Below are 24864 nucleotides of genomic sequence, written 5' to 3' on the forward strand. Positions count from 1 at the left end.
ACTTTGTCTACAGTCTGAGACAGGAAATCCTGTCTCTCTTTTGTTTTTTTTAGATTATTTCTTTTTGAAATGTGAAAAGAAAATACATCAATTGCTTCCATGTCTTGTATAATTTCTGAAAGTTTCCTTGAAGCTGCAGCTCTTAAAAGGCGTAGAAGAAGCGTATAGTGAACGCTACTGGCGCTTGAAAGAAGGGGCGCGCAAAGCGATTGATATGCTGTGCTGGTTTGCATCGGAGAGAGGGTTTGTTTTTGCGAAAGACGAATACCTGCCCAATCGGTACGAGGTTTCGGCCAAAACGGTCCGAAATGTATTAAAGGTATTACACAAGGAAGCCGGCGTGATTTTCACCATAAAATACCTTCCTTCTCTGATGGAGGAGCAGCGAGAAGGGCTGGCAAAAGTTAAAGGAAGCACCTTTATTTTTCGTCTGACCGGCTTGCTACAATTGAAAGAAGAAGGGAGAACACATGGCGGTTAAGCATTTATCATGAACGGGCAATTGTATCTTCTTTAGATTGAATTTATGGATCAGATCCACATACAGGTTCAGGCTTATGTTCAAGTGTAGATTCAGATACAGACGCAGATTTATCTGCAAGTTCGAATATAAGTTTAGACATAGGTCATAGCTTGTATATAAGTACACTTTTACGAAAAATCATTCATACTAAATGCAGCATAATTTCTATTATTTGAGCAGCAAAGAGAGGGACGTTTCTTAATAAGAAACGTCCCTCATTAGCATTTATTCTTTAAGTTTTAATAATCTTAGAGCATTCAAAATAACAATTAAGGCTGCTCCTGTATCACTTAATACAGCCATCCAGAGGGTAAGCCATCCAGGGAAGATTAAGACCAATGCAACGACTTTAATAATGATAGAGAACCAAATATTTTGTTTAATAATCGTTAGTGCTTTTCTGCTTAACTTCATTGTGTGCGGAAGTTTATCAAGATTATCAGCCATTAAAACAATATCTGCGGTCTCCATTGCCGTGTCCGTTCCTGCGCCACCCATTGCGATACCTAAATCTGCAGTTGCAAGAGCTGGAGCGTCGTTAATACCGTCACCTACCATTGCTACCTTGTGTCCTTCATTCTGTATCTGCTTTACGGCCTCTACTTTATCTTCCGGCAGCAATTCTGCGAAATAGCGGTCCACATTTGCTTCTGCCGCAATCACTTTTGCAGCTCCATTATTGTCTCCCGTTAACATGACAGACTGCTTAACGCCGCTTTGTTTCAGCGATTTTAAAGCGGAAGCTGTCGTTTCACGTATCACGTCAGACACTGCAATAATGCCAATCACCTGCCCCTCAGTTCCGATAATAACGACCGTTTTGCCTTGATTCTGTATTTCTTGAACCCGTTTTTTTACATCCTGTACAGGCATATTGTTTTCCTCAAACAATTTTAAATTACCAGCGTAAAAAATATCTCCTTCGATGGTAGCTTGAACGCCTTTTCCAACAATATTCTTGAATAACTCACCATTTTTAGGCTGAATTCCTTTTTGAGCTGCATATTCAACAATCGCTTTTGCGATAGGATGTGTTGAATGATCTTCTAACGTTAAAGCGATGGAAAGCAATTCTTCTTCTGATCCGTTTAATGCTTTGATTTCTGATACTCTTGGCTTTCCTTCTGTTAGCGTACCTGTTTTATCAAAGGCAACAGCCGTAATAGCTCCAGCTATTTCTAGAAACGTTCCGCCTTTAATCAAGACTCCGTTCTTTGCGGCATTTCCAATTGCAGATACGATTGCAACCGGAGTGGAAATGACCAGGGCACAAGGACAAGCTACAACGAGTAGTTCAAGCCCTTTATAGAACCATTCTCCCCAAGAGCCGAAGCCAAACAATGGAGGCAGAACCATAACGACTAAGGCTGAAACAAAGACAATTGGTGTATAAATCGTAGCGAATTTATCTACAAATGCTTCGGTCGGCGCTTTCTGTTCCTGCGCTTCTTCGACCAAATGAATGATTTTGGAGATCGTTGTATCTTCAACTAACTTTGTCACTTTGATCTCAAGAGCCCCATTTTCATTGATCGTGCCTGCGTACACGGTGTCGCCGATAACCTTATCTACAGGAATCGATTCTCCTGTAATGGGAGCCTGGTTGACGCTTGATTCTCCTCGAAGCACTTCACCGTCTAATGGGATCTTGTCTCCTGGCTTCACTACGACGATATCGCCAACCGAAATTTCCTCAACCGGCTTTTTAATAGTATCAGAACCTACTTTTACCCAGGCTTCCGGGGGAGCTAGATCCATCAAATTCCGAATCGAATTTCTTGTCCGTTCAATCGATTTTGTCTGCAGGAAGTTCCCGATAGCAAATAACCAAACAACGGTAGCGCCTTCAAGCCATTCTCCTATAAGAGCAGCTCCGATAGCCGCGGCAGACATTAACACATTCATATCAAGTGAACGACTTTGTATGGCATAAAAAGCACTTCTGGCTGGTTTATAACCACTAACGACCATAGCAACCGCGTATAACAATGTAGAAACGACTTCAGAGATCCCATTAAAAGACCCAATGAAACCTAGTGCAATGAGTAAGCCAGAAAAAACGATCAAGCCGCTTTCTGTATTATTTCTATTCGACTCTGCCGGTTTACTGCGTGATTGTAAAGAAGCTTTATATCCGATTTTAGAAACCTCAGAAATGATATCTTCAACCGTATTCGAATGCTCAATTTTCATTTTCCCGGTTGAAAAATTAACGCTGACTTCTTTAACAGAAGGATTAGAATTCAAGTGGTTTTCTATGCTCTTCGCACAACTGCTGCAATCCATTCCTTCAACATTATAGGTTTTTACATTTTTATTTTGACTTAAAGGCTCTGCAGAGAACCCAAGCTTTTTGATTTCACTTTCAATTTGGTGGAAAGCAGCAGTATTTTTCGCAAAAACCTGCATTTTCGCTGTACTATAATTGACTTTTATATCTTCAATATCTTTTAAAGAGCGTAAACCTTTTTCGATAGTTTTCGCGCAAGCAGGACAATCCATGCCACTTACCCTGAATTCCTTCTTTTCTCCCAAAATGTTAAAAAGAAGGTTTTCTTCTTTCGTATCCTGTACGGTACTGCTACAACAGCTAGATACTTTTGAAGCAGCGACTTCTTCATTTGCTGGTTTGCTACTGCAGCAGCTAGATGTTTTAGAAGCAGCCGCTTCTTCATTTGCTGTTTTACTACTGCAGCAAGTACTTTTTTCTTCGTTACTCATCGTCCTCAATCCTCTCTATAATGTTCAAGAGCAATCGTCACTAACTGATGCACGTGATGATCAGCAACAGAATAAAAAACGAGCTTTCCTTCCTTCCGATATTTAGCCAATCCCATATTTCGGAGCAGGCGCAAATGATGGGATGCTGTAGCCGTTGTTCCGCCGATAATCTGGGCAACGTCACAGACGCATAGTTCTTTTTCCTGGATTAAGGCATAAACAATTTTTAAGCGTGTAGCATCGGAAAGGGCTTTGAAAATTAACTCCACCCCGCTTACGTCATTTATTTTTGGTTGAATACGTTCTACTACTTCTTTGTTGTAACAGGAAGTTTCACATGTATCGACAGGTTGTATAGTTGGTTTTTTAGTCATGATTATAAGCACCTTTCATTCAAATATTCGTTTGATTGTATACTTTTAGTTTATGCATCGTTTATAATATTGTCAAATATATATTCAAATGAATGTTTGAATGTAGTGGCTAAATTGGTACAATAAAATCAAACTAGAAGGAGGTGAAATGTTGTGAAGAAATCTGTTTACATTTTCTTCTTCTTATTGTTAACCTTTTCTTCCTCAGTCTCTGCCCATACCGGTATGAAAAGTGCTTCCCCGGCAGATGGAGAAACAATAAGTGGTGACATTCAGGAGATTAAAGTTGAGTTCAATACAGCGATTGAGAGTGGGAGTTCTATGTCCCTGCTTAATGAAAATGGTAATGAAATTGATCTTGATAGTAGTCAAGTGGAAGAAAAGACACTTGTTGGGAAGGTGGATGAACCGTTACAAGATGATCACTATACAGTGAAATGGCGTATTGTTGGGGAAGATGGCCATCTCATTGAGGGGGATTATATGTTTATGGTTCAACATAGCAATAAGAATAATGAAGATTCAAAGACAGCAGACGAACTAGGTAAAAAAAATAATCAAGCTGCTGATACGGAGGAGACACTAAAAGAGTCGACTCCAGCATCAGCTGCCGATAATGCTCAAGAGAAAATAAGTTCTAGTAGTATTATCATTTCTTTGGTGATAGGAATTATCCTGTTCTTTGCGTTGCCGATAACAATGTGGTTAATACAGAAAGGTAGAGGAAAATGATCTACGTCCTATACCTTACTGAACTATTACTGTATCTATGTTTTTCTATTTTAATGGGATCTTTTGTAATGCAGCTGATTCCAGACAACAAAAAACCAGCCATCGATATTCATAAACGGTGGCTTCAGCTTTGCATCTTGGGTATTGTCTTTTTCTCTCTCGGGCCTGTTGCGTATTTGATTTATATGCTTCAGGAAGATGTAGGCTGGGCTGTCACGACTCAAAATGTCTTCTCTACATTTGAAGTGGGGCGATCCTGGGCATTTACGCTGATTTTTTCTCTGTTCTTTTATGTATTTATTTCTCTCTTTCCTGTTTTGGAAAAGAAGCGTTATGCAGCCGTTTCAACTGTATTTGTTGCGGCGTTAATTTTTACGATCAGCTGGGCGGGCCACCCGGCATCTATAGAAAAGGTGCCAGGATTTCTTTATCATTCACTGCATTTTTTAGCTGTCGGCATCTGGGTAGGTATTTTACTGATGGTCAGCTGGTTTTCAACAGATAAGAGAAACTGGCTCCATTTTTTAAGATGGTTTACCCCTGTCGCCATGATTTGTTTTATGGTAACAGCCGTTTCGGGCTTTATGATGATGACACTGATTGTTGATCTAGCTGACTATACGGATTCATGGATGCTGAATTATGGCCAGGCATTATTGATAAAACACATTATCGTGGTTCCTATTCTGATTTTCGCTTTTATTAACGGCTTTTTAGTAAAGAAAAAGCTGCAGAAAGACTTGTCCTTTGATCCAAAGCCATGGGTTAAAGCTGAAAGCATAGTCTTAATCATTATTTTTTCGGTTACTGCCTTTCTAGGACAGCAGCCGCCACCTCACGGAATTGAAATCATGCTGAAAAGCAATGGAACCGCGCCATTGTTTGACTATGTGTATGGTGGCATTGTAGAACCAACCATGCATGTACAATTTGAGGTAACGGCCTTATCTATATTGTTAGCCATTTTATCTGCTGCTTTTCTCGTTTTCATGCTGATTTCCTTTGTTCGTAAAACATCCGCTGTATTTACATTTACAATGAGCTTTTTCCTAATAATCTCTCTGTACTTATCATTGATGTTAAGCATTCAATAAGCTTATCGATACGCTGCCCTAGTCAGTTGTTTTTCCTGAATAAAAATTCGACCAGGGCAGTAAAAAGCAAAAAGCCAATGGCTGTTCCTAGAATAAGTCCATTTGATTTGGATGGCAGTTCCAAAGAATGACCAAGGCTTGAGAAAAGAAAGAAAATCACCGACAAAAAAACACTGAAGATGAAAAAAAGAATAACAGGAGTGTATCTTTTTCCGGAGAGCAGCAGGGAAGTCATAATAGCCAGTCCTTCTGGAATTTGATGAATGACGGTGGCTGCAATGAAAGAAACGGCGAATTGATCGTTATCTAGTGTTGAACCTACGGCCAAACCAGCCGGAATATTATGAATGGCAATAGCAAGCGTGATAAATAAAGCAGGACGGTACGTACTGGACGAAACACCTTTAAACAAGCCATGGAGACACATGCAGGAAAGTACACCCAAAGAAGCGCCGAAAGCGACACTGATAAAACTATATTCTTCTAAGGCATGTGGAATAAGCTCAAAAGCGAGCAGGACTGTTAAAACAGCACCACATAAAAAATACAGATGGGACGTTTTGATTTTCGGAATTTTATAAAGAAGAAATGCAGCCAATGCGCCGGCGTTTGTTCCTAAGAAGAGGTATAGACTGATTACATATGGCATTGCGTGCATCGTAACACCCTTTCACCAAGAGATACTTTAAATGTATTCGTTCAGCCAAACAAATAGTAAATAGAAAAGATGAATTTGTATCTATCGGTGAAAAAGAGGAGCTGGTGACATGTATGATATGGTGATTATTGGGGCCGGGCAGGCAGGTCTGGCGATGGGGTACTACTTAAAGAAACTGAATCAATCTTTTATCCTTTTGGACAGAAATCAGGCTGTTGGGGACGAGTGGAGAAAAAGATATGACTCATTACTATTGTTTACACCGAGAATATACAGCTCGCTGCCCGGGTTTCCACTGGAAGGGAATCCGCATGGTTTTCCTTCAAAAGATGAACTTGCCCTTTATTTAAAACGTTATGCAGAGAGGTTTGAGCTTCCTCTTCAGATGCAGACAGAAGTTAAAAATGTCAGGAAGGAACAGGATCATTTTCTTGTTCAAACAGAGGGCGGTTCGTATGAAGCAAAAAATATTATTATTGCATCCGGTCCTTTTCAAACACCATTCATTCCAAAATTTGCACGGGATTTGTCACCGGATATTTTACAGCTACATTCCTCCCAATATAAGAATCCAGGGGATTTAATTGATGGGAATGTATTAATCGTAGGTGGTGGAAACAGCGGAGCTCAAATTGCTGTAGAGCTGTCTGATACACGAGAAACATATTTATCTGTCAGTCAGAAAATGAAGTTCTTACCGCTGAAAATCGGGAATAAGAGCATTTTTTGGTGGTTCGATAAAGCTGGTATATTGAAGGCTTCCCGACATTCATGGATTGGGAAGAAGATACAGGCAGGTGGGGATCCTATTTTTGGTTCTGAATTAAAAGGTGCCCTGGCAAGAGGGACAGTAATTCAAAAGAACAGAGCTGTAGGTGGGGAAAACACAACCATTCACTTTCAGGATCAGACTACGTTAGACGTTCACAATATTATCTGGTCTACTGGTTTTGTTTTAGATTACGGCTGGTTGAATGTAAAGGGGACGCTAAATTATGAGGGGCGTCCGATCCATCAAAGAGGTGTAACACAAATAGATGGTTTGTATTTTCTAGGTTTGCCGTGGCAGTATCGCCGCGGCTCTGCACTTCTTCAAGGCGTTGGAAAAGATGCAAAGTTTATTGCGGAATACATATACAAAAGTGGAGGTGCTTTATGAAGAATAGCAAGAAAATCGTCATTTCAACCCTTATTCTTTTTGCGGCGATTGTAGGGATTGTGCTGTTTTTAAACAAAGAAGATGAGGAGACACCGGAAACGCAGCAAGCTGCAGGAAGCAAAGGGCATCCCTCAATTGAAGGGCAGCCGACTTTGGGAGAAGCAGAAGCATCTGTTTCGATTGTTGAGTTTGGGGATTATAAATGTCCATCCTGTAAACAATGGGGAGAAGTCGTTTATCCCAAGCTGGTTAAAGACTATATTGATACAGGGAAGGCAAAGTTTTCTTATATAAATGTTTTATTTCATGGGGAAGAATCTGTTTTAGCAGCGTTGGCGTCTGAATCTGTTTATAAACAGGATCCTGAAAACTTCTGGGCGTTTCATAAAGCGGTGTTTAACGCGCAGCCAGCTACTCAGGAACACGACAATCCGTGGGTAACCATCGACAAAATGAAAGAAATTGCAGCGGCAACAACTCCAAATGTAGATCTGGCTAAGCTGGAATCTGATTTAAATACAGAGGGTACACCTTTAGCAGGAGAGGTCAGCAAGGATGATGGGCTGGTACAAGAATATAATGTTCCTTTTACCCCAACCATTATCATTGATGGCGTTATGCTGGAAGATCCGTTTGACTATGAAAAGATCACTTCTTTAATTGAAAAAGGGGCAAAAACCAATGAGTAATCCAGCAAAAACATCCTTTATTCAAACCTATGCATTGTATGCAGCATGGATTGTTTCGGTTGTCGCTACACTTGGGAGCCTTTATTTTAGTCAGATTAGAGGGTTTGTTCCATGTGAGCTGTGCTGGATACAGCGGATTTTTATGTATCCCCTATCCATTATTTTAGGGATTGCAGCCTTTTACAATGAAGTTCTTTTAAAGAAGTACGTGCTTCCCCTATCTCTAATAGGCGGTTTGATTTCTTTGTATCATTACCTTGTACAGAAGGTCCCTGGTTTTGCGGAAGTAAAGCCTTGTGTACAGGGAGTTCCTTGTAATGTTCAATACATCAACTGGTTTGGTTTTGTTACCATTCCTTTTTTGGCACTAACAGCATTTACACTGATCAGTATTTTCATGGTCCTCCTGCATTTGAATATTCGAGAAATAAAAAAATAAACTTGTCATTTTTCCGAAAGCTTGGACTAGGTAAATATAGAGGTTATTTTAATAAGAAGGAGCGTGAAAACAATGGGGCACTCTCATTCACATGATCACGGACATGGGCATCATCACCATGGCACCAGCAATAAGAAAGCTTTGAAATGGTCATTTTTCTTAATTGCTTCTTACATGATTGTAGAGGTGATAGGCGGGATTTTAACAAACAGTCTCGCTTTACTCTCTGATGCAGGACATATGCTAAGTGACGCAGCAGCACTAGGCCTAAGTTATGTGGCGATGACGATAGGGCAAAGAGCCGCTTCAAATCGAAAGACATTTGGCTATAAGCGCTTCGAAATCCTAGCGGCTTTTATAAATGGCATTACGCTGCTCCTTATTTCGCTTTACATTTTCTATGAAGCCTATCAGCGAATCACCAACCCGCCTGAAGTAGTCAGTTCAGGAATGCTGGTCATTTCTATTGCTGGATTAATCGTTAACATCGTGGCTGCTTTCATTCTTATGAAAGGTGATAAAGATGAAAACCTAAATGTCAGAAGTGCCTTTTTGCATGTGTTAGGGGATATGTTAGGTTCTTTTGGAGCCATTGTAGCTGCCTTGCTAATTATGTTTTTTGGCTGGAATTTGGCTGACCCTATTGCCAGTATTATTGTGGCTCTCTTAATTATTGTGAGTGGATACCGGGTTACACGGGATTCTTTTCATATTTTAATGGAAGGGACGCCATTGAATATAGATATCCAAAAAGTAAAAGAGAAGCTCCTTTCGCTGAGTGAAGTAAAAGGGGTTCATGATTTACATGCGTGGTCCATTACGTCCGATTTTCCAGCGCTTAGCTGCCACTTGGTCGTAGGACAGGATCAGGATGGTCAAGACGTTTTATCAAAAGCGAAAAAACTTCTTCATGATGAATTTGAATTACATCATGTGACGATACAAATCGACAAAGAAGGTGAAGAAGATTGCTCGTCAGACGGGCATTGTAATTGAGGTGGGGTTTTAACGTTTTTTGGAACATGAGAATGTAAAAAAACCATTAAATGAAACCGGCTATGAAGGGCTATACGAAGAAGAGGAAACTTCTAATACATCGCGTGATAAAGATACAAATGATATTTTTCATTGCAGGACAGAGAGGTATCTTATTTAGGGTAGGATGCCTCTTTTATAATGAATAAATATACGAAGCCTTATGGTAGATCATCCTCCCAATGGTCACAGTAAGTGTATAGAATGTTCACTTGGTTGATAACCAAGGTGAATTTCCTATTTCAACACAGAAGGGACATGAGAGTTATGAAACGTTTTATTGTTTCTATCCTCAAAAATTCAGCGGGTATTCTCTTTTTTCTTATTTTTATTTTAAGTGCCTGCAGCAGCCAAGAAGAACAAAGCGCTTAAACTAATCAAGTGATGAAGCTAGTAAAAGTAGAAGTGAAGTTAAATCCAGAAGAAGTAAGAGTCAAACAGGAGGCAGAAATATAAGCCATAGTCACGCAGAATAACGAGCCGGTAGAAGACGCGGACGAAGTGAAATTGGAAATATGGAAAGAAGGCGATGAGGAGCATGAGACCATAGAAGCCGCACATATAAAAGATGGCGTCTATGCAATCAATAAAACATTTTCAGAAAAAGGTATTTATAATATTATCGCGCACACAAGCGCAAGAGATTTGCACACCATGCCAAAAATGCAGGTGACTGTTGGCAAATAGAAATACCAGCGCCTTGAACAATGTTTTACAAGGATATGATAGGGTTTTGTATCATTTCAATCGAATACTGATAAGCATGGGAAGCCTGCAGTTATTGACATAGAAATAAGCCAGTTCTTAAAAAAAGGATCTTATCTACGTATAAAGATAAAGTGGAGGTGATGTAATGGGGGCTCTAAAATGGCATGAGAAAAAAAGCGATTTGCTCCATTGGCATATGCCAGGAGAAGAAATGCCGATCCCTGCAACAAAGAAAAAAACAGCGTTTATCCATCCAGCAATTGTAACGGGTATTGTGACTTTAACGCTTGGTGTCGGTACGGCTTTTAGCGTAATAATGATTAACGCTATTGATATAGAGGAAAAGGAACAAAAACAAAAACAACAGGCTGTTAACGGGAATGAAAGATCTGTGCAGGAAACTAAACCGACCGATGTAAAAGATGTGACGGTCGCTCTCGTTCAAGGAGGTATTTTCTCAACGGCAGAAGCAGCAGAAAAAGCCAAATCTAAAATGTTACGGCGCCAGTTATTCCCTCAGAAGGACAATTTCTCTTGGTGTTAGGAGCTACTTCAACAATGGAAGAGGCAAAAGAATTAGCTGAGCCGATTGAGCAAAAAGGAATGGCAGTGTATGTTAAAGAATTACCGGTCCCGATGACGAATGATATTAAAAAACAACTTTTATTAGAGAAAGATCAGCAAAGCATACTTGATCTGTTAAAACAGCATTTAATTAGCCTACCGTGCACGGCAGATTTTATACCGTATGACAACTTCGAACTTATGTGAGCTGAAGTTGTCTTTTTTCAGATATATATGTATATCCTAGTATTATAGATATCATATCAATTTGGAAGGTCGCTAATGTCCCATCAATTAGTTAGTTTTTAAACTCGCTACCACGTTCGGTGTGGAACAGCTAGTTGTCTCACGGATCACCTTGAATAGAAGAAAAAAACCATGTGACAGGGTCCGCATCTTTAGGTAGTTCTGGGCTGAAGAAGATGGTTTCATAGTTTAACAGATTAGCAAAGATATATACGCAATGCCATATATTATTGACTTTAACGTATGTTAAGTCATTGAAGCTTACTTTTTTAGCTTCTGTCTGCTGGAACTCCCGTTTCATTTCATTGGCGCGATCTGATAAATTCTATGGTGTTTTCTGTGGTTTGAACTGTGTGATCGTGCACGAAAAGACAAATCCTTATCTATTTATAATTGCAGCCAATATATCCTCTTAACACTGTAATTCAATGTTTGGGCAGTTCGACTTTCATCTTGCCGGTGCCGCCCTCCGGGTTTGTTCAAAAATCTCCAATGACGCCTGTTATTTTGAACTCAGGCGTGAGCGTCTGGCGTTCTCGCTTTGTCATATTTAAAGGGTTTCATCTGTTTCAACTCCAGTGTACGTGACCCTTAATTTTCTGTCTAGATAAGTGTAGACACCTCAGGTTGCTATCCTTAGGAAGCAGAGAAAATTAAAAAAGGTTTAAGTACGATTTGATAATCAGGTGTTTAATCCTTTTTGGTGTACAAAAGCTTATTTTGGCTTCACTTTTTCGAACAGAGCTCTTACTTGATCTTCTTCTACTAACCCGCCAACAATTATGTCTTCTACTTTTCCATCCGGACTAATCATAAATGTGACAGGAAGCGGGTTTACGTTATACACTTTCTGAACTTCTCTGCCTGTATCAATTAGAATAGGAAAAGTCAGGCTATATTGTTCCACAAAATTATTCACTTGGAATTCTGATTCTCCAATATTCACTGCCAACACTTCCACCTGACCTTTGTACTCTTTCGCTATTTTCTCCATATTGGGCATTTCTTTTTTACACGGTTCGCACCATGTGGCCCAGAAATTAAGAAATACACCTTTTCCTTGATAGTCCGATAATTGGTATTGTTCACCAGAAGAGTCTGTTAAAACAAAATCAGGTGCTTCATCACCTTTCTGCAAGGTGCCGCGGGTTTCTTTCGTTAAATTATTGTACAGTGCATAAAAAACAGCGATGAATAAGATTGCTAAAACAATGGTGCGTGAGATATGTCTTTGCTTCTTTTTATCCAAGGGCCTAAACTCCTTTGTTATATTTGGAAGGAAACTACTCAAGTAGACAATTAAAGAAGAAGTATGTACTCGTTTTCAATCTCTCATTGCTAAAGAAGAGGGTTAGTACGCTTTAAATATACGTTTGCTTGCTTTTTTCAGCCATTCACATCTTCTTTTATTCAAATGTCTGTTTGATTATACAATTTTAGTGTATGGTGAGTTTGGAAAATTGTCAATTGTATATTCAAACATGTGTATAATTGTTATATCGTAGTTGATACAATGATAGCAAAAGTGAGGGAAAGGATTGATGTTTTACAAAGTGGACGGAACGTGTAACAGCACACCAAGTATGATCTCATAATATAGTTGGATTGGAGGCAAGCGAATACAATGGAAAACCTTACAATTTGGTTAGCGTTCGGGGCAGGATTATTATCTTTCATTTCCCCTTGTAGCCTGCCGCTGTACCCTGCATTTCTCTCTTATATTACCGGAGTGTCTGTAGACAAAGTGCAGCAAGAAAATGTTATGTTGAAGCGAAGAGCATTTCTTCATACATTATTCTTTCTAGTTGGTTTTTCAATCATTTTTATTGCCATTGGATTTAGCGCGTCGCTAGCAGGTAAATTTTTTTCTGATTATCAAGATTTAGTACGTCAGTTAGGGGCTATTCTCATTATCATCTTTGGCCTATTTAGTGTAGGCGTTTTCAGACCTGCTTTTATGATGCAGGATAAAAAATTTACATTCCAGAACAAGCCTTCTGGATATCTTGGATCAATTTTTATTGGGTTTGCATTTGCTGCTGGGTGGACGCCTTGTACAGGCCCCATCTTATTCTCAGTTATTGCTCTTGCTTCTACAAACCCAGATTTAGCCGTAATTTATATGCTTGCATACATTTTAGGATTCTCTGTTCCCTTTTTTGTAATGTCATTTTTCATAGGCAAGTTAGCTTGGATTAATAAGTATAATAACTTGTTATTGAAAATTGGAGGTATCATTATGATTTTTATGGGTGTTATGCTATTTTTTGACTGGATGACAAAGATCATAGCTTTTCTTACACCCTTATTCGGTGGATTTACCGGCTTCTAGAGAAGAAGGAAGTCTCTCACTTTAACGTTAGAAAGCATTTTATCGTTAGTAGAGAGGCAAGAAGAAAAAGCTGTCGAATTTTACAGAAGATTGATGGGCATATAGATGCTCAAATTTGTCAACGTGCTGTGGGATTAATATTTTTATATATCGAAAAAAATTTCATCATAAAAAAATAATTTATCAAATGTTCATAATATTCGATTACTTAATAATCAAACGTTCATTTAAGTGTGTGAGTAACGTTAGGCAAATCACCTAAATTAAAGTGAAAAATGAGAAGTGCTCTACTAATTCCTCTTAATTGGAAAGTAATAGGATTTTTATAGGCGAAACAAAGAAATAACAAATCGTAGGGAGTTTTCTACAATGGAAAATAAAAAATGTACATGCGGACATATCAATCCGTATGGCACAATTTTATGTGAATCATGTGGCCGTGCACTTACAGGGGAAGCAAGAGAACAAAAGCTTTATGACATGCGTTATGAAGGAAGTGCACGCCGATCACAAACCTATAACAAATCGATCATCGATAAAGTATGGAATTTTTTTTCGTCGGTCAAAGTGGGAATCTGGCTCATCATGTTAACGTTGATTGGTGCATCATTCGGTACGATTTTACCGCAGGAATTCTACCTTCCAAACAATGTAGATCCATCTGTTTATTATGAAGACGTATACGGAGTATTTGGTAAATTGTATTACATAATTGGTTTTTATGATTTATATAATTCTGTCTGGTTTATTGCGCTTATTGCCGCGCTTGGTGTTTCACTTGTTATTGCCAGTCTTGACCGGGTTATTCCACTGTATCGTGCATTGAAGAAACAACGTGTTGATCGCCACGAATCTTTTTTAAAAAAGCAACGGTTGTTTGCCCAAACAGATGAAATCCCGAACGAAATAGACCTGCAGACAGTCCGTAATCAGCTAAAGAAAAAGCATTATAAAATCAATGAAGAAAACGGGGCACTATTTGCCGAGAAAGGCCGTTTTTCTCGCTGGGGTCCGTATGTGAATCACGTTGGGCTGATTATTTTTCTGGTTGGTTCTATGCTGCGCTCTGTGGAAGGCCTATATATCGATGAACTGCTCTGGATTCGTGAGGGCGAAACACTTCAAGTTCCAGGTACAAAAGGTGAATATTATGTAAAAAACGAGGAGTTCACTGTTGAAAACTATGGGGAAGAAAGTGATCCTGAGGTCTTTAATGAAGCACTCGAAAGGGTCGGCACTGTTGTGAAAAATTATCAAACAGACGCTGTTCTTTATCGAGATGAAAATAATGAACTGCCTGGAGCAGAACCACAGCTTATTGAACTGGCAAAAGACGATATCCAAGTTAATCAGCCGATGAAATTCGACCAATTTGCTATGTATCAAACAAGTTACCAGAAGGATGAAATGAAGGCAATGCGGTTTGCACTGCAAAACAAATCAACGGGTGAGGAAAAAGGTGAATTAACGGTTGATTTATTTGAACAGCAGGATTCGTATATTCTTGGCGGTGGCTATAAAGTAGAACTGCTTGGCTTTTATCCAGATTTTGATGGGTTTACAGAGGAAGGAGAACCTAAATCAAAGTCTCCGTTGCCAAATAATCCAGCTTTTTTATTTAACATGATTTCTCCAGAGCATCCGGATGGTGAAGTAAGTTTTGTTGAGATCCAAAATACAATGGAACCACTTGGTGAAACTGATTATAAGATGACATTTAAAAGCCTGGAAACACGTGACGTGTCCGCCTTGACCATTCGTAAAGACTTAACATTACCGGTTCTTGGGTTAGGAGGAATTATTTTTATGATCGGTGTGATACAGGGCTCTTACTGGAATCATCGGCGCGTCTGGATACAGAATAAAAATGGGCATCTTTACGTCGCTGGCCATACCAATAAGAACTGGTATGGCTTGAAAAAAGAACTAGACCTTATTTTAAAAGGGACATCTATTCCAGCTCCCGAAGATCAGGTAGAGAAGAATAAAAAGTAGAATAAGAGGAGGAGTATAAATGGAACTTGCTAGTCTGAGCAGCAATTTACTTTATGCAGCGTTTGTTTTGTATCTTGTCGCTACGTTCTTTTTCGGCGGGGCGATTCGTGATAAGCGAAGCCAGTCGAGTGTCAGTGGGTGGGCTAAGATTGGATTTGTTGTGACAGTCATTGGTTTCATGACGCATCTAGGCTATTTTTTTACGCGGTGGATAGCCGGAGGTCACGCTCCTGTCAGCAACTTATTCGAGTTCATTGTTGCCTTTGCTATGATGCTGGTCGGAGCTTTTATACTCATCTATTCAATATACAGAGTGAGTATACTTGGCTTGTTCACTATGCCGGTTGTAGTATTAATCATTGCGTATGCAAGTATGTTTCCGAGAGAGCTTTCTCCTTTAATTCCAGCGCTGCAAAGCGACTGGCTTTATATTCATGTCACGACAGCAGCGCTGGGGGAAGCTATTCTGTCAATCAGCTTTGTGGCCGGTCTTATATACCTTATTAAGGCCGTTGACCAGACAAAAGCAGGAAAGAAGACGTTTTGGCTGGAGTTTGTTTTATACAGCTTGATAAGTGTCATCAGTTTCATCATTGTAACAACATCTTTTAACTTCATGAATTATGAAGCGACATTTACATGGGTGGATAGTAACGATCAGCAGCTGAAAGAAACCTACAGTATACCGGCCTTAGTTGGACCGAACCAAGGAGATCTTCAAACGGATAACCGGCTTGCCCCCATCGTTGACACCCCTCCATTGGTGAATGCGAAGAAGCTAAATACGCTGGTATGGTCATTAGGCATAGGTCTTGCCTTATATACTTTGTGTCGACTGGTTTTGCGAAAGCGTCTAGGTGCTGCTTTAAAGCCTGTGGTTAAAAATGTCAGTCTGGATCTCGTAGATGAAATCAGTTACCGGTCTGTGGTTATCGGATTTCCTGTGTTCACATTAGGAGCGCTTATTTTCGCTATGATCTGGGCGCAGATTGCATGGACAAGGTTTTGGGGATGGGATCCAAAAGAAGTTTGGGCGCTTATCACATTTTTATTCTATGCCGCTTTTTTACATTTGCGTTTATCAAAAGGATGGCATGGTGAAAAATCAGCGTGGCTCGCGGTAATTGGGTTTGCCATTATTATGTTTAACTTGATAGCAGTTAACTTAGTTATTGCAGGACTACATTCATACGCCTGATAAATGTTATAGATAATAGCCTTAATTACATCATAGCCTAAGAAAAGAAACTAGTTTTGGCTACCTTAACCAGACTCATCTTGAGCTTCAGCTAACATTATGGCACTTTTATAGTTACGCTGTTTTCGTAAATATTGTTGTTTTTAAAACAATATTTTACAAATAATTTTTTAAACAAAATATTTAGTTAAACATATTTCATTAAAGGGTCTTGATTAAATGAGATTAACTAAAATAAAATTTAAAGCAATGAATAATCCTATTAGGAGATTCATACAAAAAAACATTGAATTTAATATTTTTAAAAATTTTTAGATAAACACCGAATAGATTTAAGAAACAAGGTGATTCTTGATGCAGGTTGTGGTTCGGGTTATAGTTCTCTACTTGTTCTAAATGAATTATCTCCTTCTAAATTATTGGCTTTTGATTATATGCCTGAACAGATTGAATTTAGCAAAACTGCGAAAATTAGATACAGAGTTCTTTGTTAGAGATGTAACTAATATAGAATTACCTTCGAACTCAGTTGACACTGTTTTTATTTTTGGAATTCTCCATCATGTTACAAAGTGGCAAACAGCTCTACAAGAAATTAATAGAGTATTAAAGAATGATGATATTTTTCTTGTTGAGGAATAGGTGGGAAGTTAGGCGCCTTTCTCAATGATTATTTAGGTTTGACCATCCAAAAGAAGCACGTTTTTCATGGGAACAATTTAATAAAGGTTTAACTGAAACTGGTTTTATAATTGTAGACAGTAAAACAATGATAAAGGGGACTAAAAGTTATCTATGCAAAAAGGAAATTCGATAGAATAGGAGTTAGCAATAAGCTATACGAAAACAGCGTATAATTAAATGCAGGAGGTTTCTTTCAGAATAGATTAAATTAGTAGCCGAACGAAAATTACCATCATTTCTGATTCATGAAGGTTTTCTGGAAGTCGAATTGTTTTATAGCGTGGCAAATTAGTAAATGAAGAAAAAGCCGGAGAGAAGTTAAACTTCTCTCCGGCTTTTTATGTTTATGTTACCTTGATACAAGCGCTTGCCTGTTCTTTCGCTTAAATTCTTTTCTCTTGCAATGAACAGCCTGTAAAGACTATCTCAATACTTATGAAACTAAATTAAGAAATCACATGACTAAATCCTTGAAAAGAGGGTAAAATACTTTTAGTTAAAAAATAATCAAATGTTCATTTGATTGTTCGACTATAGTGATGTGTAAATTAAACTTATTTGAAGAGCTTTTACATGCCAAATGAATATGAACCAAGTTATATTCAAAATTATAAAATTTTTTATTAATCAAATGATCATTTGACTATTTGATTATATTGACATACAATAATAATCAAATAAACGTTTGAATGTAAAGGGGTGAATAAGTTGATTAAAGATGTATGTGAAGTCCCGTTTGTTGATGAAGAGAAAGTGGTTAGAACTAAAACTAAACTGACTGAGCAAAATCCCTTGGATGTAGCCAAAATTTTCAAGGCGCTTTCAGATGATACAAGGATTAAAATTGCTTATGCTTTATCTGAAGAGGAAGAGTTGTGCGTATGCGATGTAGCAAACATCGTGGGATCTACTACGGCAACGGCGTCCCATCATTTAAGGTTGCTAAAAAATCTTGGTTTAGCCAAATATCAGAAAAAAGGAAAGCTGGTTTTTTATTCATTAGATGATGAACATGTAAGGCAGCTTATACAAGTGGCTTTTGCACATCAGAAGGAGGTCGGTACCATTGGTTGACGCAAAATCATTAGAAAATAAACAGGTATACCGCGTTGAGGGATTTACATGCGCGAACTGTGCAGGGAAGTTTGAGAAGAATGTAAAGAAACTTCCGGGAGTCCAGGATGCACAAGTGAATTTTGGGGCATCTAAAATTTCAGTTTATGGTGAAGCATCCGTTGATGAACTCGAAAAAGCCGGTGCTTTTGAGAATCTTAAAGTAGCGCCAGAAAAACCTAAACGGCAAGCGCCCCAAGTGGTTAAAGAAGGCAAAAATGTATATCGTGTTGAAGGATTTACTTGCGCAAACTGTGCAGGTAAGTTTGAAAAGAATGTGAAAAACCTTCCGGGAGTTCAAGATGCACAAGTTAATTTTGGAGCTTCAAAGATTTCCGTTTACGGGGATGCAACGATTGAGGAATTAGAAAAAGCCGGTGCTTTTGAAAATCTCAAAGTATCGCCTGAAAAATCTGCACGGCAAGCTACACAAGATATGGGAGAGGGCAAGGAAGCTGTTGTAAAAGAAGAAAAAGTACCGTTTTATAAAAAACACAGCACTTTATTATATGCTTCCTTATTCATTGTCTTCGGTTACCTTTCCCAGTCCGTGAATGGGGAAGAGAACCTCATTACTTCTTTATTGTTTGTAGCATCTATTGTGATCGGAGGATTCTCGCTCTTTAAAGTCGGTTTTCAAAACTTACTTCGTTTTGAATTTGATATGAAAACACTCATGACAGTAGCTGTTATTGGGGCCGCCATCATTGGAGAATGGGCAGAAGCAGCCATTGTTGTTATTCTCTTCGCGATTAGTGAAGCACTCGAGCGGTACTCTATGGATAGAGCAAGACAATCCATTCGTTCATTAATGGACATTGCTCCAAAAGAAGCACTCGTTAGACGAAATGGACAAGAAATGATGATCCATGTCGATGACATTGCCATTGGTGACATTATGATCGTGAAACCTGGCCAAAAGATTGCTATGGATGGTGTGGTTGTAAATGGTTACTCTGCGGTCAATCAGGCAGCCATTACAGGTGAATCGGTTCCTGTTGCTAAAACCGTTGATGATGAAGTATTTGCGGGTACTTTAAATGAAGAAGGATTACTTGAAGTAAAAATAACCAAATTAGTAGAAGATACAACGATTTCTAAAATTATTCACCTTGTAGAGGAAGCACAAGGTGAACGTGCCCCATCTCAGGCGTTTGTCGATAAATTCGCGAAATATTATACGCCAATCATTATGGTTATTGCAGCTTTAGTTGCCGTTGTTCCTCCACTTTTCTTTGATGGAAGTTGGGAAACATGGGTTTATCAAGGACTATCTGTTCTCGTTGTTGGCTGTCCTTGTGCATTGGTTATTTCGACTCCGATTTCCATTGTTTCAGCAATCGGGAATGCAGCTAAAAAGGGCGTTCTGATAAAAGGCGGCATCTACTTAGAGGAAATGGGTTCCTTAAAGGCCATTGCATTCGATAAAACGGGCACACTAACAAAAGGTGTCCCAGCTGTAACTGATTTTAATGTGTTGAACAAGCAGGTAAATGAAAAAGAATTGCTAGCCATCATAACTGCATTAGAATATCGTTCCCAGCATCCTCTTGCATCTGCCATCATGAAAAAAGCAGAAGAGGAGAACATTAATTATTCTGATGTACAGGTAGAGGACTTCTCTTCTATTACAGGTAAGGGAATAAAAGGTGTTGTAAACGGAACTACTTATTACATCGGCAGCCCAAAACTCTTTAAAGAATTACCAACATCTAATTTCGATCAGGAATCAGAACAAAATATTACAGACCTTCAAAACCAAGGCAAGACAGCAATGGTGGTCGGAACTGAAAAAGAAATACTCGCTGTTATTGCGGTAGCGGATGAAGTACGTGACTCAAGTAAAGACGTTATTCAGAAATTGCATCAACTTGGGATCAAAAAGACCATTATGCTAACAGGCGATAACAAAGGCACCGCAAAAGCAATCGGCGGTCATGTTGGAGTATCAGATATTCAGGCAGAACTAATGCCAGAGGATAAGTTAAACTATATCAAACAATTGAGATCTGAGTATGGCAATGTAGCCATGGTTGGAGATGGTGTCAATGATGCCCCTGCGTTAGCAGCTTCTACCGTTGGGATTGCAATGGGTGGAGCTGGTACAGATACAGCACTGGAAACGGCAGACGTTGCTTTAATGGGAGATGATTTAAGAAAACTTCCATTCACTGTGAAACTAAGCCGTAAAGCCCTAAATATCATCAAAGCTAACATCACCTTTGCTATCGCAATTAAGTTTCTTGCTTTGTTATTGGTTATACCGGGCTGGCTAACACTTTGGATTGCCATCCTTTCAGATATGGGGGCAACCATTTTGGTAGCGTTAAATAGTCTACGACTTATGCGTGTGAAGGAATAAAAACGAAAAGGGCTTTCTGGTTATCTAGAAAGCCCTTTTTCTTACCACGCGTAGAAATTTTAGGATTATTTACATTAAAAAGGTTTAGAAAAAGGTATGCGTTATGATTTAGTTCGTAGCAAGTTTAGGGTTACATATTGTACAAAAACGATTCTGTTTTTGATAAAAGACCATTGTTTTATTTCATTCTAAAATCACCAGAGGAGGAAGCTGAAATGACAAAAAATGTAGATTTGTTAGTAATAGGAGCGGGATCTGGAGGTTATGTGGCGGCCATACGTGCTGCCCAGTTGGGAAAAAAAGTGGTTCTGGTAGATAAAGCAGAACTAGGAGGCGTTTGCCTTAATCGCGGGTGTATACCATCAAAAGCTCTTATTAGTGCGTCTGAGCGATTGAAAAATATTCAAAACGCCAATGCGATGGGCATCAAGGTTTCTGGTGACGTTCAAGTAGATATGCCGGAAGTAGTGAAATGGAAAGACGGTGTCGTGAATAAGCTAACCAGTGGAGTTAAAACCTTACTGAAAGGCAATGGAGTAGAGGTAATCAGTGGAGAAGCCTATCTTACTGAACCTTCTAAGGTCAAAGTCAAAATGGATAACGAAGAACAAGTATATTCTTACAAAGATTTAATCCTTGCGATAGGATCTTTGCCTTTCGAACTAAAAAGTATGCCATTTGATAAAAAAAGAATCATTTCTTCAACCGAGGCATTGATGCTGCAGGAAGTACCGAAACATTTAGTAGTAGTGGGCGGCGGTTATATTGGTTTGGAGCTGGGCACTGCTTATGCTAAGTTCGGAGCAAAAGTAACCATTCTTGAAGGATCTGACACGATTCTCCCAGGCACTGACCCTATGCTTACAAATGTTGTAAAACGGAACTTGAAGGAACTAGGCATCACAGTTTTGACTAATGCTCTGGTCCAAGGCGGAGAAAATACAGGAAATGAAGTAAAAGTCCGTGTGCAGGTTGATGGCAAGGAAGAGATAGTAACCGGTGATTATTGCTTAGTTTCCATAGGAAGAAAACCGAACACAGGAGAAATTGGATTAGAAAATATCGGAGTAGAATTAGACAAACGTGGTTTTATTAAGATAAATGATAAATGCCAGACAAACATGGAGCACGTGTATGCAATAGGTGACTGCGCTGGCGGATACCTCCTTGCCCACAAAGCCAGTTACGAAGGGAGAATAGCCGCAGAAGTGATTTGCGGGCAAAAAAGCGTAATTGATTTTCAAGCCATGCCTTTTGTAATTTTCAGTGATCCTGAAGTTGCCTACACAGGATTAACAGAAAAAGAAGCAAAAGAACAAGGGTACGAAACGGTTTCTAGCCGTTTTCCGTTCCAAGCAAACGGAAGGGCGTTATCTGTTTCAGACGCAGATGGCTTTGTGCAGGTCGTGGCCGAAAAGAAAACCAATAGGGTGTTAGGTGTACAAATGGTGGGTCCAGAGGTATCGTCGCTCATTGCTGAAGCCGTCTTTGCGATTGAATCTGGGGCAACTGCTGAAGATTTAAGCCTTACAATCCATGCGCACCCAACGTTGCCTGAGCCATTGATGGAAGCGGCCGAAGGTATAACGGGGCTAGCCATTCACATGCTGAATAAAAAGAAATAATGTGGATACAACCAACCGACCTGCACTTTTCATAAGTGCAGGTTAAAATTTTAATTTAATGGAGTGGGAGAATTAATGGACATTTTGTTTTACGTTCTAACTGCGGCTTTCGCAAATGTCCTGGGTGGCTTTGTGATCTTTCTTAAAAAAAATTGGTCTAGAAGAGGCTTAAATGGCTTAATGGCGCTGAGCGCCGGAATACTTTTCGCTATTGCGATTATGGATTTAATACCAGAAGCATTAGAAATTCATGAATCCAGTGCCATATATATTGTGATTGGGTTTGCATTAATCTTTTTATTCCAGCAGTTTCTTGCGCCACATTTTCATTTTGGAGAAGAGACTCATAAACATTCTCATTCTAAAAGCACAACCCTCAGTGCTTTACTAGGCATGCTGGTTCATACGTTTTTTGATGGTGTTTCGATTGTGGCCAGTTTGACCATAGACGAAAGAATAGGATTTGTTGTATTGATTGCGGTATTAATACACAAAGTTCCAGATGGATTAACGATTTCCTCCATCGTATTTTCAAGCTTGAAAAGCAAGAAGAAGGCAATAGGAGCATCTTTCTTATTGGGCCTATCAACGATAACAGGTGCGATCGCAGCCGTGTCTCTAACAAAATTTTTTATAGTAGATAGCAGCATCCTTGCGATAGCTCTTTCTATTACAGCAGGAATATTTCTATACATATCTACGGTTGACTTGCTGCCTGTTGTTAGTGCCACTGAAGACAGAGTCATTATTCTTTTCTTTTTTGTAGGGATATTGCTATATTTTGCTCTTCACTGGATAGGGGAGCTGCTTCCCGCATATTTACACTAAGCAGGGGAGAACCTATTCATAACATTCAAACATATGTGTAAATGTTTTAATAACTTATCATGGAGTTGATAAAAGTGGCTTTGACTATTATTTCCGCAATTGGGGCCTTCTTAGTAACCAATATTGATGATATTTTTGTTTTGATGCTGCTGTTTTCCCAGGCAAATGCCCAGGCTAGAGCCGCCGGGGGCATAAGGGTTAACGCGCAAACAAAGAGTAACCGGATCTATCCTAAAGATATAGTGATCGGGCAATACCTAGGTTTTGCCTTATTGGTGTTAATCAGCCTTTTAGGAACTTTTGGCGTTATGTTGATTCCGGAAAAATGGGTTGGCTTGCTTGGTTTAATTCCGATCTATTTAGGGATTAAACTGTTTATTAAGGGTGAAGATGAAGATGAAGGGGCTATCCTCTCCAGTTTAAACTCAGGAAGATTTAACAAACTCTTTATGAGTGTAGCCTTTATCACATTTGCTAATGGTGGGGACAACATTGGCATCTATGTGCCTTATTTTACAACTTTAAGTGTGAGTGAATTGGTAACTACGGTTATTCTTTTCTTTTTAATGGTTGCTGTCTGGTGCTTCCTCGGGTATCGTTTAGCTTCCTTCAGGCATGTTTCTGAAGTGTTGGAGAAATACGGAAGATGGATTATTCCTATTGTGTTTGTTGGATTAGGGGTATACATTATGGCAGAGAACGAAACGTTTAGCGCTCTTTGGAATTTGTTTAGTTAAGTTAATTCTTCAAACATAAAGTCCTTATGGGAATCCCTAGGGATTTTATGTTTGGTAGTGAGTAATTGAGGTGATCAGAGCCCTTTTTTATACTTGGAGGGGTCCTGACGATAAAATGCGGATATTACACTCATACATTTTTAAAAATGAAACCCCTGATTTTTCTACGCTAGGGAGAAAATCAGGGGTTTTTTATTATGGTAAATGGACGTAGGAAATGAATAAATCTTTCACTATAGACTATACTAGCAATTTCAATTTTCATCGAGGGAGTATTCCATATGCGGAAAAAGATTTTTCAAACATTTTTTCATATGTTTAAGCTCTTTCCTGTCATCATTTAAGAGATTGACTTGCGCCTAAATCGATCCTCTCAATTACTAGGATTGATTTTTTCTGATTTTGATTCTCTATAAGTACTTATTAGCAATAAGATAACCCCAGTAAACAAGAAGACATCCGCTGTGTTAAAAATGGGGTAATTTATAAACCGTAAATCAAACATATCCGTTACTTCCCCAAATAGTAATCGGTCTGCTACATTACCAGCCGCGCCTCCAATAAAAAAACCAAGGGCTGCACGGGTTAGTTTATCTGTGACTTTCCGGGAATAGATAATAATTGCAATAATTGCAATGAAGGCTATGCTGATTAGAAAAAGTTTTTGCCCCGCAAAAATTCCCCATGCAGCTCCTGTATTACGATGAGAAGTTAAATGGAAAAAGCCATTGATAACAGGGATGGTTTGACCATATCCTATAAAGTTCCTGATCATATATTTTACAAGTTGGTCAATGACTATTGTTATTAGAGCAATCCAGTACAAAATTGTCACCTCAATATTAAATTTTTTAAAATCTCTCCGTAAATAAATCTCTTTTAATAGAGCTTGATTAAAACCTGAAAGAATACAAAGGACCTCTTTAAAGTTATATATGAAAGTATACTACATTGTTTTCAGGTCGTCTTGGGAGAACATCAATCAAATACATGAAAGCAAGATCGATAGATAATCATAATCAAGTTAGTCCTGACGGTAAGGTTGCAC

General features: G+C 38.9%; 24 protein-coding genes. 19 read left to right on the plus strand and 5 right to left on the minus strand.

The features are described 5' to 3' along the window. Positions 1-127: 127 nt before the first annotated feature. Positions 128-481 (plus strand): hypothetical protein, encoded by a 354-nt coding sequence (locus VP97_RS14040; protein ID WP_050182480.1) that lies wholly within the window; start codon positions 128-130, stop codon positions 479-481. A 267-nt stretch (positions 482-748) separates the two neighbouring features. On the opposite strand, the gene VP97_RS14045 is transcribed toward VP97_RS14040, so the two are convergent. Continuing rightward, the gene (locus VP97_RS14045) at positions 749-3244 is read right to left on the minus strand and encodes a heavy metal translocating P-type ATPase (RefSeq protein ID WP_050182481.1); all 2496 of its coding nucleotides are present in this window, start codon (positions 3242-3244) and stop codon (positions 749-751) included. A 5-nt stretch (positions 3245-3249) separates the two neighbouring features. Beyond that, the gene (locus VP97_RS14050; RefSeq protein WP_050182482.1) at positions 3250-3618 is read right to left on the minus strand and encodes an ArsR/SmtB family transcription factor; all 369 of its coding nucleotides are present in this window, start codon (positions 3616-3618) and stop codon (positions 3250-3252) included. 153 nt (positions 3619-3771) lie between these two features. Between VP97_RS14050 and VP97_RS14055 the strand changes: the two genes are divergently transcribed. Together VP97_RS14055 and VP97_RS14060 are read left to right on the plus strand one after the other, a co-directional pair. Beyond that, the gene (locus tag VP97_RS14055) at positions 3772-4350 is read left to right on the plus strand and encodes a copper resistance CopC family protein (protein ID WP_050182483.1); all 579 of its coding nucleotides are present in this window, start codon (positions 3772-3774) and stop codon (positions 4348-4350) included. Between the two features lie 68 nt (positions 4351-4418). After that, positions 4419-5444: a copper resistance D family protein gene (locus tag VP97_RS14060; protein WP_050182485.1), complete on the plus strand. Its 1026-nt coding sequence runs from the start codon at positions 4419-4421 to the stop codon at positions 5442-5444. A 22-nt stretch (positions 5445-5466) separates the two neighbouring features. Here VP97_RS14060 and VP97_RS14065 read toward each other — a convergent pair whose 3' ends face one another. Then, positions 5467-6102: a ZIP family metal transporter gene (locus VP97_RS14065; RefSeq protein ID WP_050182488.1), complete on the minus strand. Its 636-nt coding sequence runs from the start codon at positions 6100-6102 to the stop codon at positions 5467-5469. 109 nt (positions 6103-6211) lie between these two features. On the opposite strand from VP97_RS14065, the gene VP97_RS14070 reads away from it, so the two are divergent. From VP97_RS14070 to VP97_RS14100, 7 genes are all read left to right on the plus strand, one after another. After that, positions 6212-7261 carry a flavin-containing monooxygenase gene (locus tag VP97_RS14070; RefSeq protein WP_050182490.1) on the plus strand — a complete coding sequence of 350 codons (1050 nt, stop codon included), beginning with the start codon at positions 6212-6214 and terminating at the stop codon, positions 7259-7261. Beyond that, a complete protein-coding gene (locus VP97_RS14075; RefSeq protein WP_050182493.1) occupies positions 7258-7950 on the plus strand; it encodes a DsbA family protein in 693 nt (230 codons plus the stop codon). Before VP97_RS14070 ends, VP97_RS14075 begins: the two co-directional genes overlap by 4 nt. Then, the gene (locus VP97_RS14080) at positions 7943-8389 is read left to right on the plus strand and encodes a disulfide oxidoreductase (RefSeq protein WP_050182495.1); all 447 of its coding nucleotides are present in this window, start codon (positions 7943-7945) and stop codon (positions 8387-8389) included. Before VP97_RS14075 ends, VP97_RS14080 begins: the two co-directional genes overlap by 8 nt. Before the next feature lie 72 nt (positions 8390-8461). After that, positions 8462-9385: a cation diffusion facilitator family transporter gene (locus tag VP97_RS14085; RefSeq protein WP_050182498.1), complete on the plus strand. Its 924-nt coding sequence runs from the start codon at positions 8462-8464 to the stop codon at positions 9383-9385. A 498-nt stretch (positions 9386-9883) separates the two neighbouring features. Beyond that, positions 9884-10111 carry a FixH family protein gene (locus VP97_RS14090; RefSeq protein WP_082220360.1) on the plus strand — a complete coding sequence of 76 codons (228 nt, stop codon included), beginning with the start codon at positions 9884-9886 and terminating at the stop codon, positions 10109-10111. 166 nt (positions 10112-10277) lie between these two features. After that, complete coding sequence (locus tag VP97_RS14095) at positions 10278-10676, plus strand: hypothetical protein (protein ID WP_050182504.1); 399 nt, start codon at positions 10278-10280, stop codon at positions 10674-10676. 14 nt (positions 10677-10690) lie between these two features. Then, the gene (locus VP97_RS14100; RefSeq protein WP_050182506.1) at positions 10691-10903 is read left to right on the plus strand and encodes a hypothetical protein; all 213 of its coding nucleotides are present in this window, start codon (positions 10691-10693) and stop codon (positions 10901-10903) included. Between the two features lie 754 nt (positions 10904-11657). On the opposite strand, the gene resA is transcribed toward VP97_RS14100, so the two are convergent. Beyond that, complete coding sequence (gene resA / locus VP97_RS14105) at positions 11658-12191, minus strand: thiol-disulfide oxidoreductase ResA (protein WP_050182508.1); 534 nt, start codon at positions 12189-12191, stop codon at positions 11658-11660. 375 nt (positions 12192-12566) lie between these two features. On the opposite strand from resA, the gene VP97_RS14110 reads away from it, so the two are divergent. From VP97_RS14110 to VP97_RS14150, 9 genes are all read left to right on the plus strand, one after another. Then, on the plus strand, positions 12567-13274 hold the full coding sequence (locus VP97_RS14110) for a cytochrome c biogenesis CcdA family protein (RefSeq protein WP_050182510.1): 708 nt from the start codon (positions 12567-12569) through the stop codon (positions 13272-13274). A 369-nt stretch (positions 13275-13643) separates the two neighbouring features. After that, positions 13644-15269, plus strand: coding sequence for a cytochrome c biogenesis protein ResB (gene resB, locus VP97_RS14115; protein WP_050182512.1), 1626 nt, complete (start codon positions 13644-13646; stop codon positions 15267-15269). A gap of 19 nt (positions 15270-15288) precedes the next feature. Beyond that, positions 15289-16467 carry a c-type cytochrome biogenesis protein CcsB gene (gene ccsB / locus VP97_RS14120; protein WP_050182514.1) on the plus strand — a complete coding sequence of 393 codons (1179 nt, stop codon included), beginning with the start codon at positions 15289-15291 and terminating at the stop codon, positions 16465-16467. Positions 16468-16863: 396 nt separating this feature from the next. Further along, positions 16864-17109: a class I SAM-dependent methyltransferase gene (locus VP97_RS24935; protein WP_050182517.1), complete on the plus strand. Its 246-nt coding sequence runs from the start codon at positions 16864-16866 to the stop codon at positions 17107-17109. 750 nt (positions 17110-17859) lie between these two features. Continuing rightward, the gene (locus VP97_RS14130; protein ID WP_050182519.1) at positions 17860-18225 is read left to right on the plus strand and encodes an ArsR/SmtB family transcription factor; all 366 of its coding nucleotides are present in this window, start codon (positions 17860-17862) and stop codon (positions 18223-18225) included. After that, the gene (locus VP97_RS14135; protein ID WP_050182521.1) at positions 18218-20626 is read left to right on the plus strand and encodes a heavy metal translocating P-type ATPase; all 2409 of its coding nucleotides are present in this window, start codon (positions 18218-18220) and stop codon (positions 20624-20626) included. Before VP97_RS14130 ends, VP97_RS14135 begins: the two co-directional genes overlap by 8 nt. A gap of 215 nt (positions 20627-20841) precedes the next feature. Beyond that, complete coding sequence (lpdA, locus tag VP97_RS14140) at positions 20842-22251, plus strand: dihydrolipoyl dehydrogenase (RefSeq protein ID WP_050182523.1); 1410 nt, start codon at positions 20842-20844, stop codon at positions 22249-22251. 75 nt (positions 22252-22326) lie between these two features. After that, entirely contained in the window at positions 22327-23079 is a 753-nt protein-coding gene (locus VP97_RS14145) for a ZIP family metal transporter (protein WP_050182526.1), read from the plus strand. A gap of 68 nt (positions 23080-23147) precedes the next feature. Next, the gene (locus tag VP97_RS14150) at positions 23148-23816 is read left to right on the plus strand and encodes a CadD family cadmium resistance transporter (protein WP_050182536.1); all 669 of its coding nucleotides are present in this window, start codon (positions 23148-23150) and stop codon (positions 23814-23816) included. 373 nt (positions 23817-24189) lie between these two features. Here the strand turns inward: VP97_RS14150 and lspA are convergent, their stop codons facing one another. Beyond that, positions 24190-24651, minus strand: a complete 462-nt coding sequence (lspA, locus tag VP97_RS14155; RefSeq protein ID WP_342667325.1) for a signal peptidase II — start codon at positions 24649-24651, stop codon at positions 24190-24192. Between the last annotated feature and the right edge of the window lie 213 nt (positions 24652-24864).

The organism is Domibacillus robiginosus (assembly GCF_000966195.1).
Taxonomy (GTDB): Bacteria; Bacillota; Bacilli; order Bacillales; family Domibacillaceae; genus Domibacillus; species Domibacillus robiginosus.

Coding starts and splice junctions, on each gene's coding strand:
- VP97_RS14045 (WP_050182481.1), bottom strand. CDS start 3,244: ATGAGTAACGAAGAAAAAAGTACTTGCTGCAGTAGTAAAACAGCAAAT.
- VP97_RS14050 (WP_050182482.1), bottom strand. CDS start 3,618: ATGACTAAAAAACCAACTATACAACCTGTCGATACATGTGAAACTTCC.
- VP97_RS14060 (WP_050182485.1), top strand. CDS start 4,419: ATGCAGCTGATTCCAGACAACAAAAAACCAGCCATCGATATTCATAAA.
- VP97_RS14065 (WP_050182488.1), bottom strand. CDS start 6,102: ATGCACGCAATGCCATATGTAATCAGTCTATACCTCTTCTTAGGAACA.
- VP97_RS14070 (WP_050182490.1), top strand. CDS start 6,212: ATGTATGATATGGTGATTATTGGGGCCGGGCAGGCAGGTCTGGCGATG.
- VP97_RS14075 (WP_050182493.1), top strand. CDS start 7,258: ATGAAGAATAGCAAGAAAATCGTCATTTCAACCCTTATTCTTTTTGCG.
- VP97_RS14080 (WP_050182495.1), top strand. CDS start 7,943: ATGAGTAATCCAGCAAAAACATCCTTTATTCAAACCTATGCATTGTAT.
- VP97_RS14085 (WP_050182498.1), top strand. CDS start 8,462: ATGGGGCACTCTCATTCACATGATCACGGACATGGGCATCATCACCAT.
- VP97_RS14095 (WP_050182504.1), top strand. CDS start 10,278: ATGGGGGCTCTAAAATGGCATGAGAAAAAAAGCGATTTGCTCCATTGG.
- VP97_RS14100 (WP_050182506.1), top strand. CDS start 10,691: ATGGAAGAGGCAAAAGAATTAGCTGAGCCGATTGAGCAAAAAGGAATG.
- VP97_RS14110 (WP_050182510.1), top strand. CDS start 12,567: ATGGAAAACCTTACAATTTGGTTAGCGTTCGGGGCAGGATTATTATCT.
- resB (WP_050182512.1), top strand. CDS start 13,644: ATGGAAAATAAAAAATGTACATGCGGACATATCAATCCGTATGGCACA.
- ccsB (WP_050182514.1), top strand. CDS start 15,289: ATGGAACTTGCTAGTCTGAGCAGCAATTTACTTTATGCAGCGTTTGTT.
- VP97_RS24935 (WP_050182517.1), top strand. CDS start 16,864: ATGAATTATCTCCTTCTAAATTATTGGCTTTTGATTATATGCCTGAAC.
- lpdA (WP_050182523.1), top strand. CDS start 20,842: ATGACAAAAAATGTAGATTTGTTAGTAATAGGAGCGGGATCTGGAGGT.
- VP97_RS14145 (WP_050182526.1), top strand. CDS start 22,327: ATGGACATTTTGTTTTACGTTCTAACTGCGGCTTTCGCAAATGTCCTG.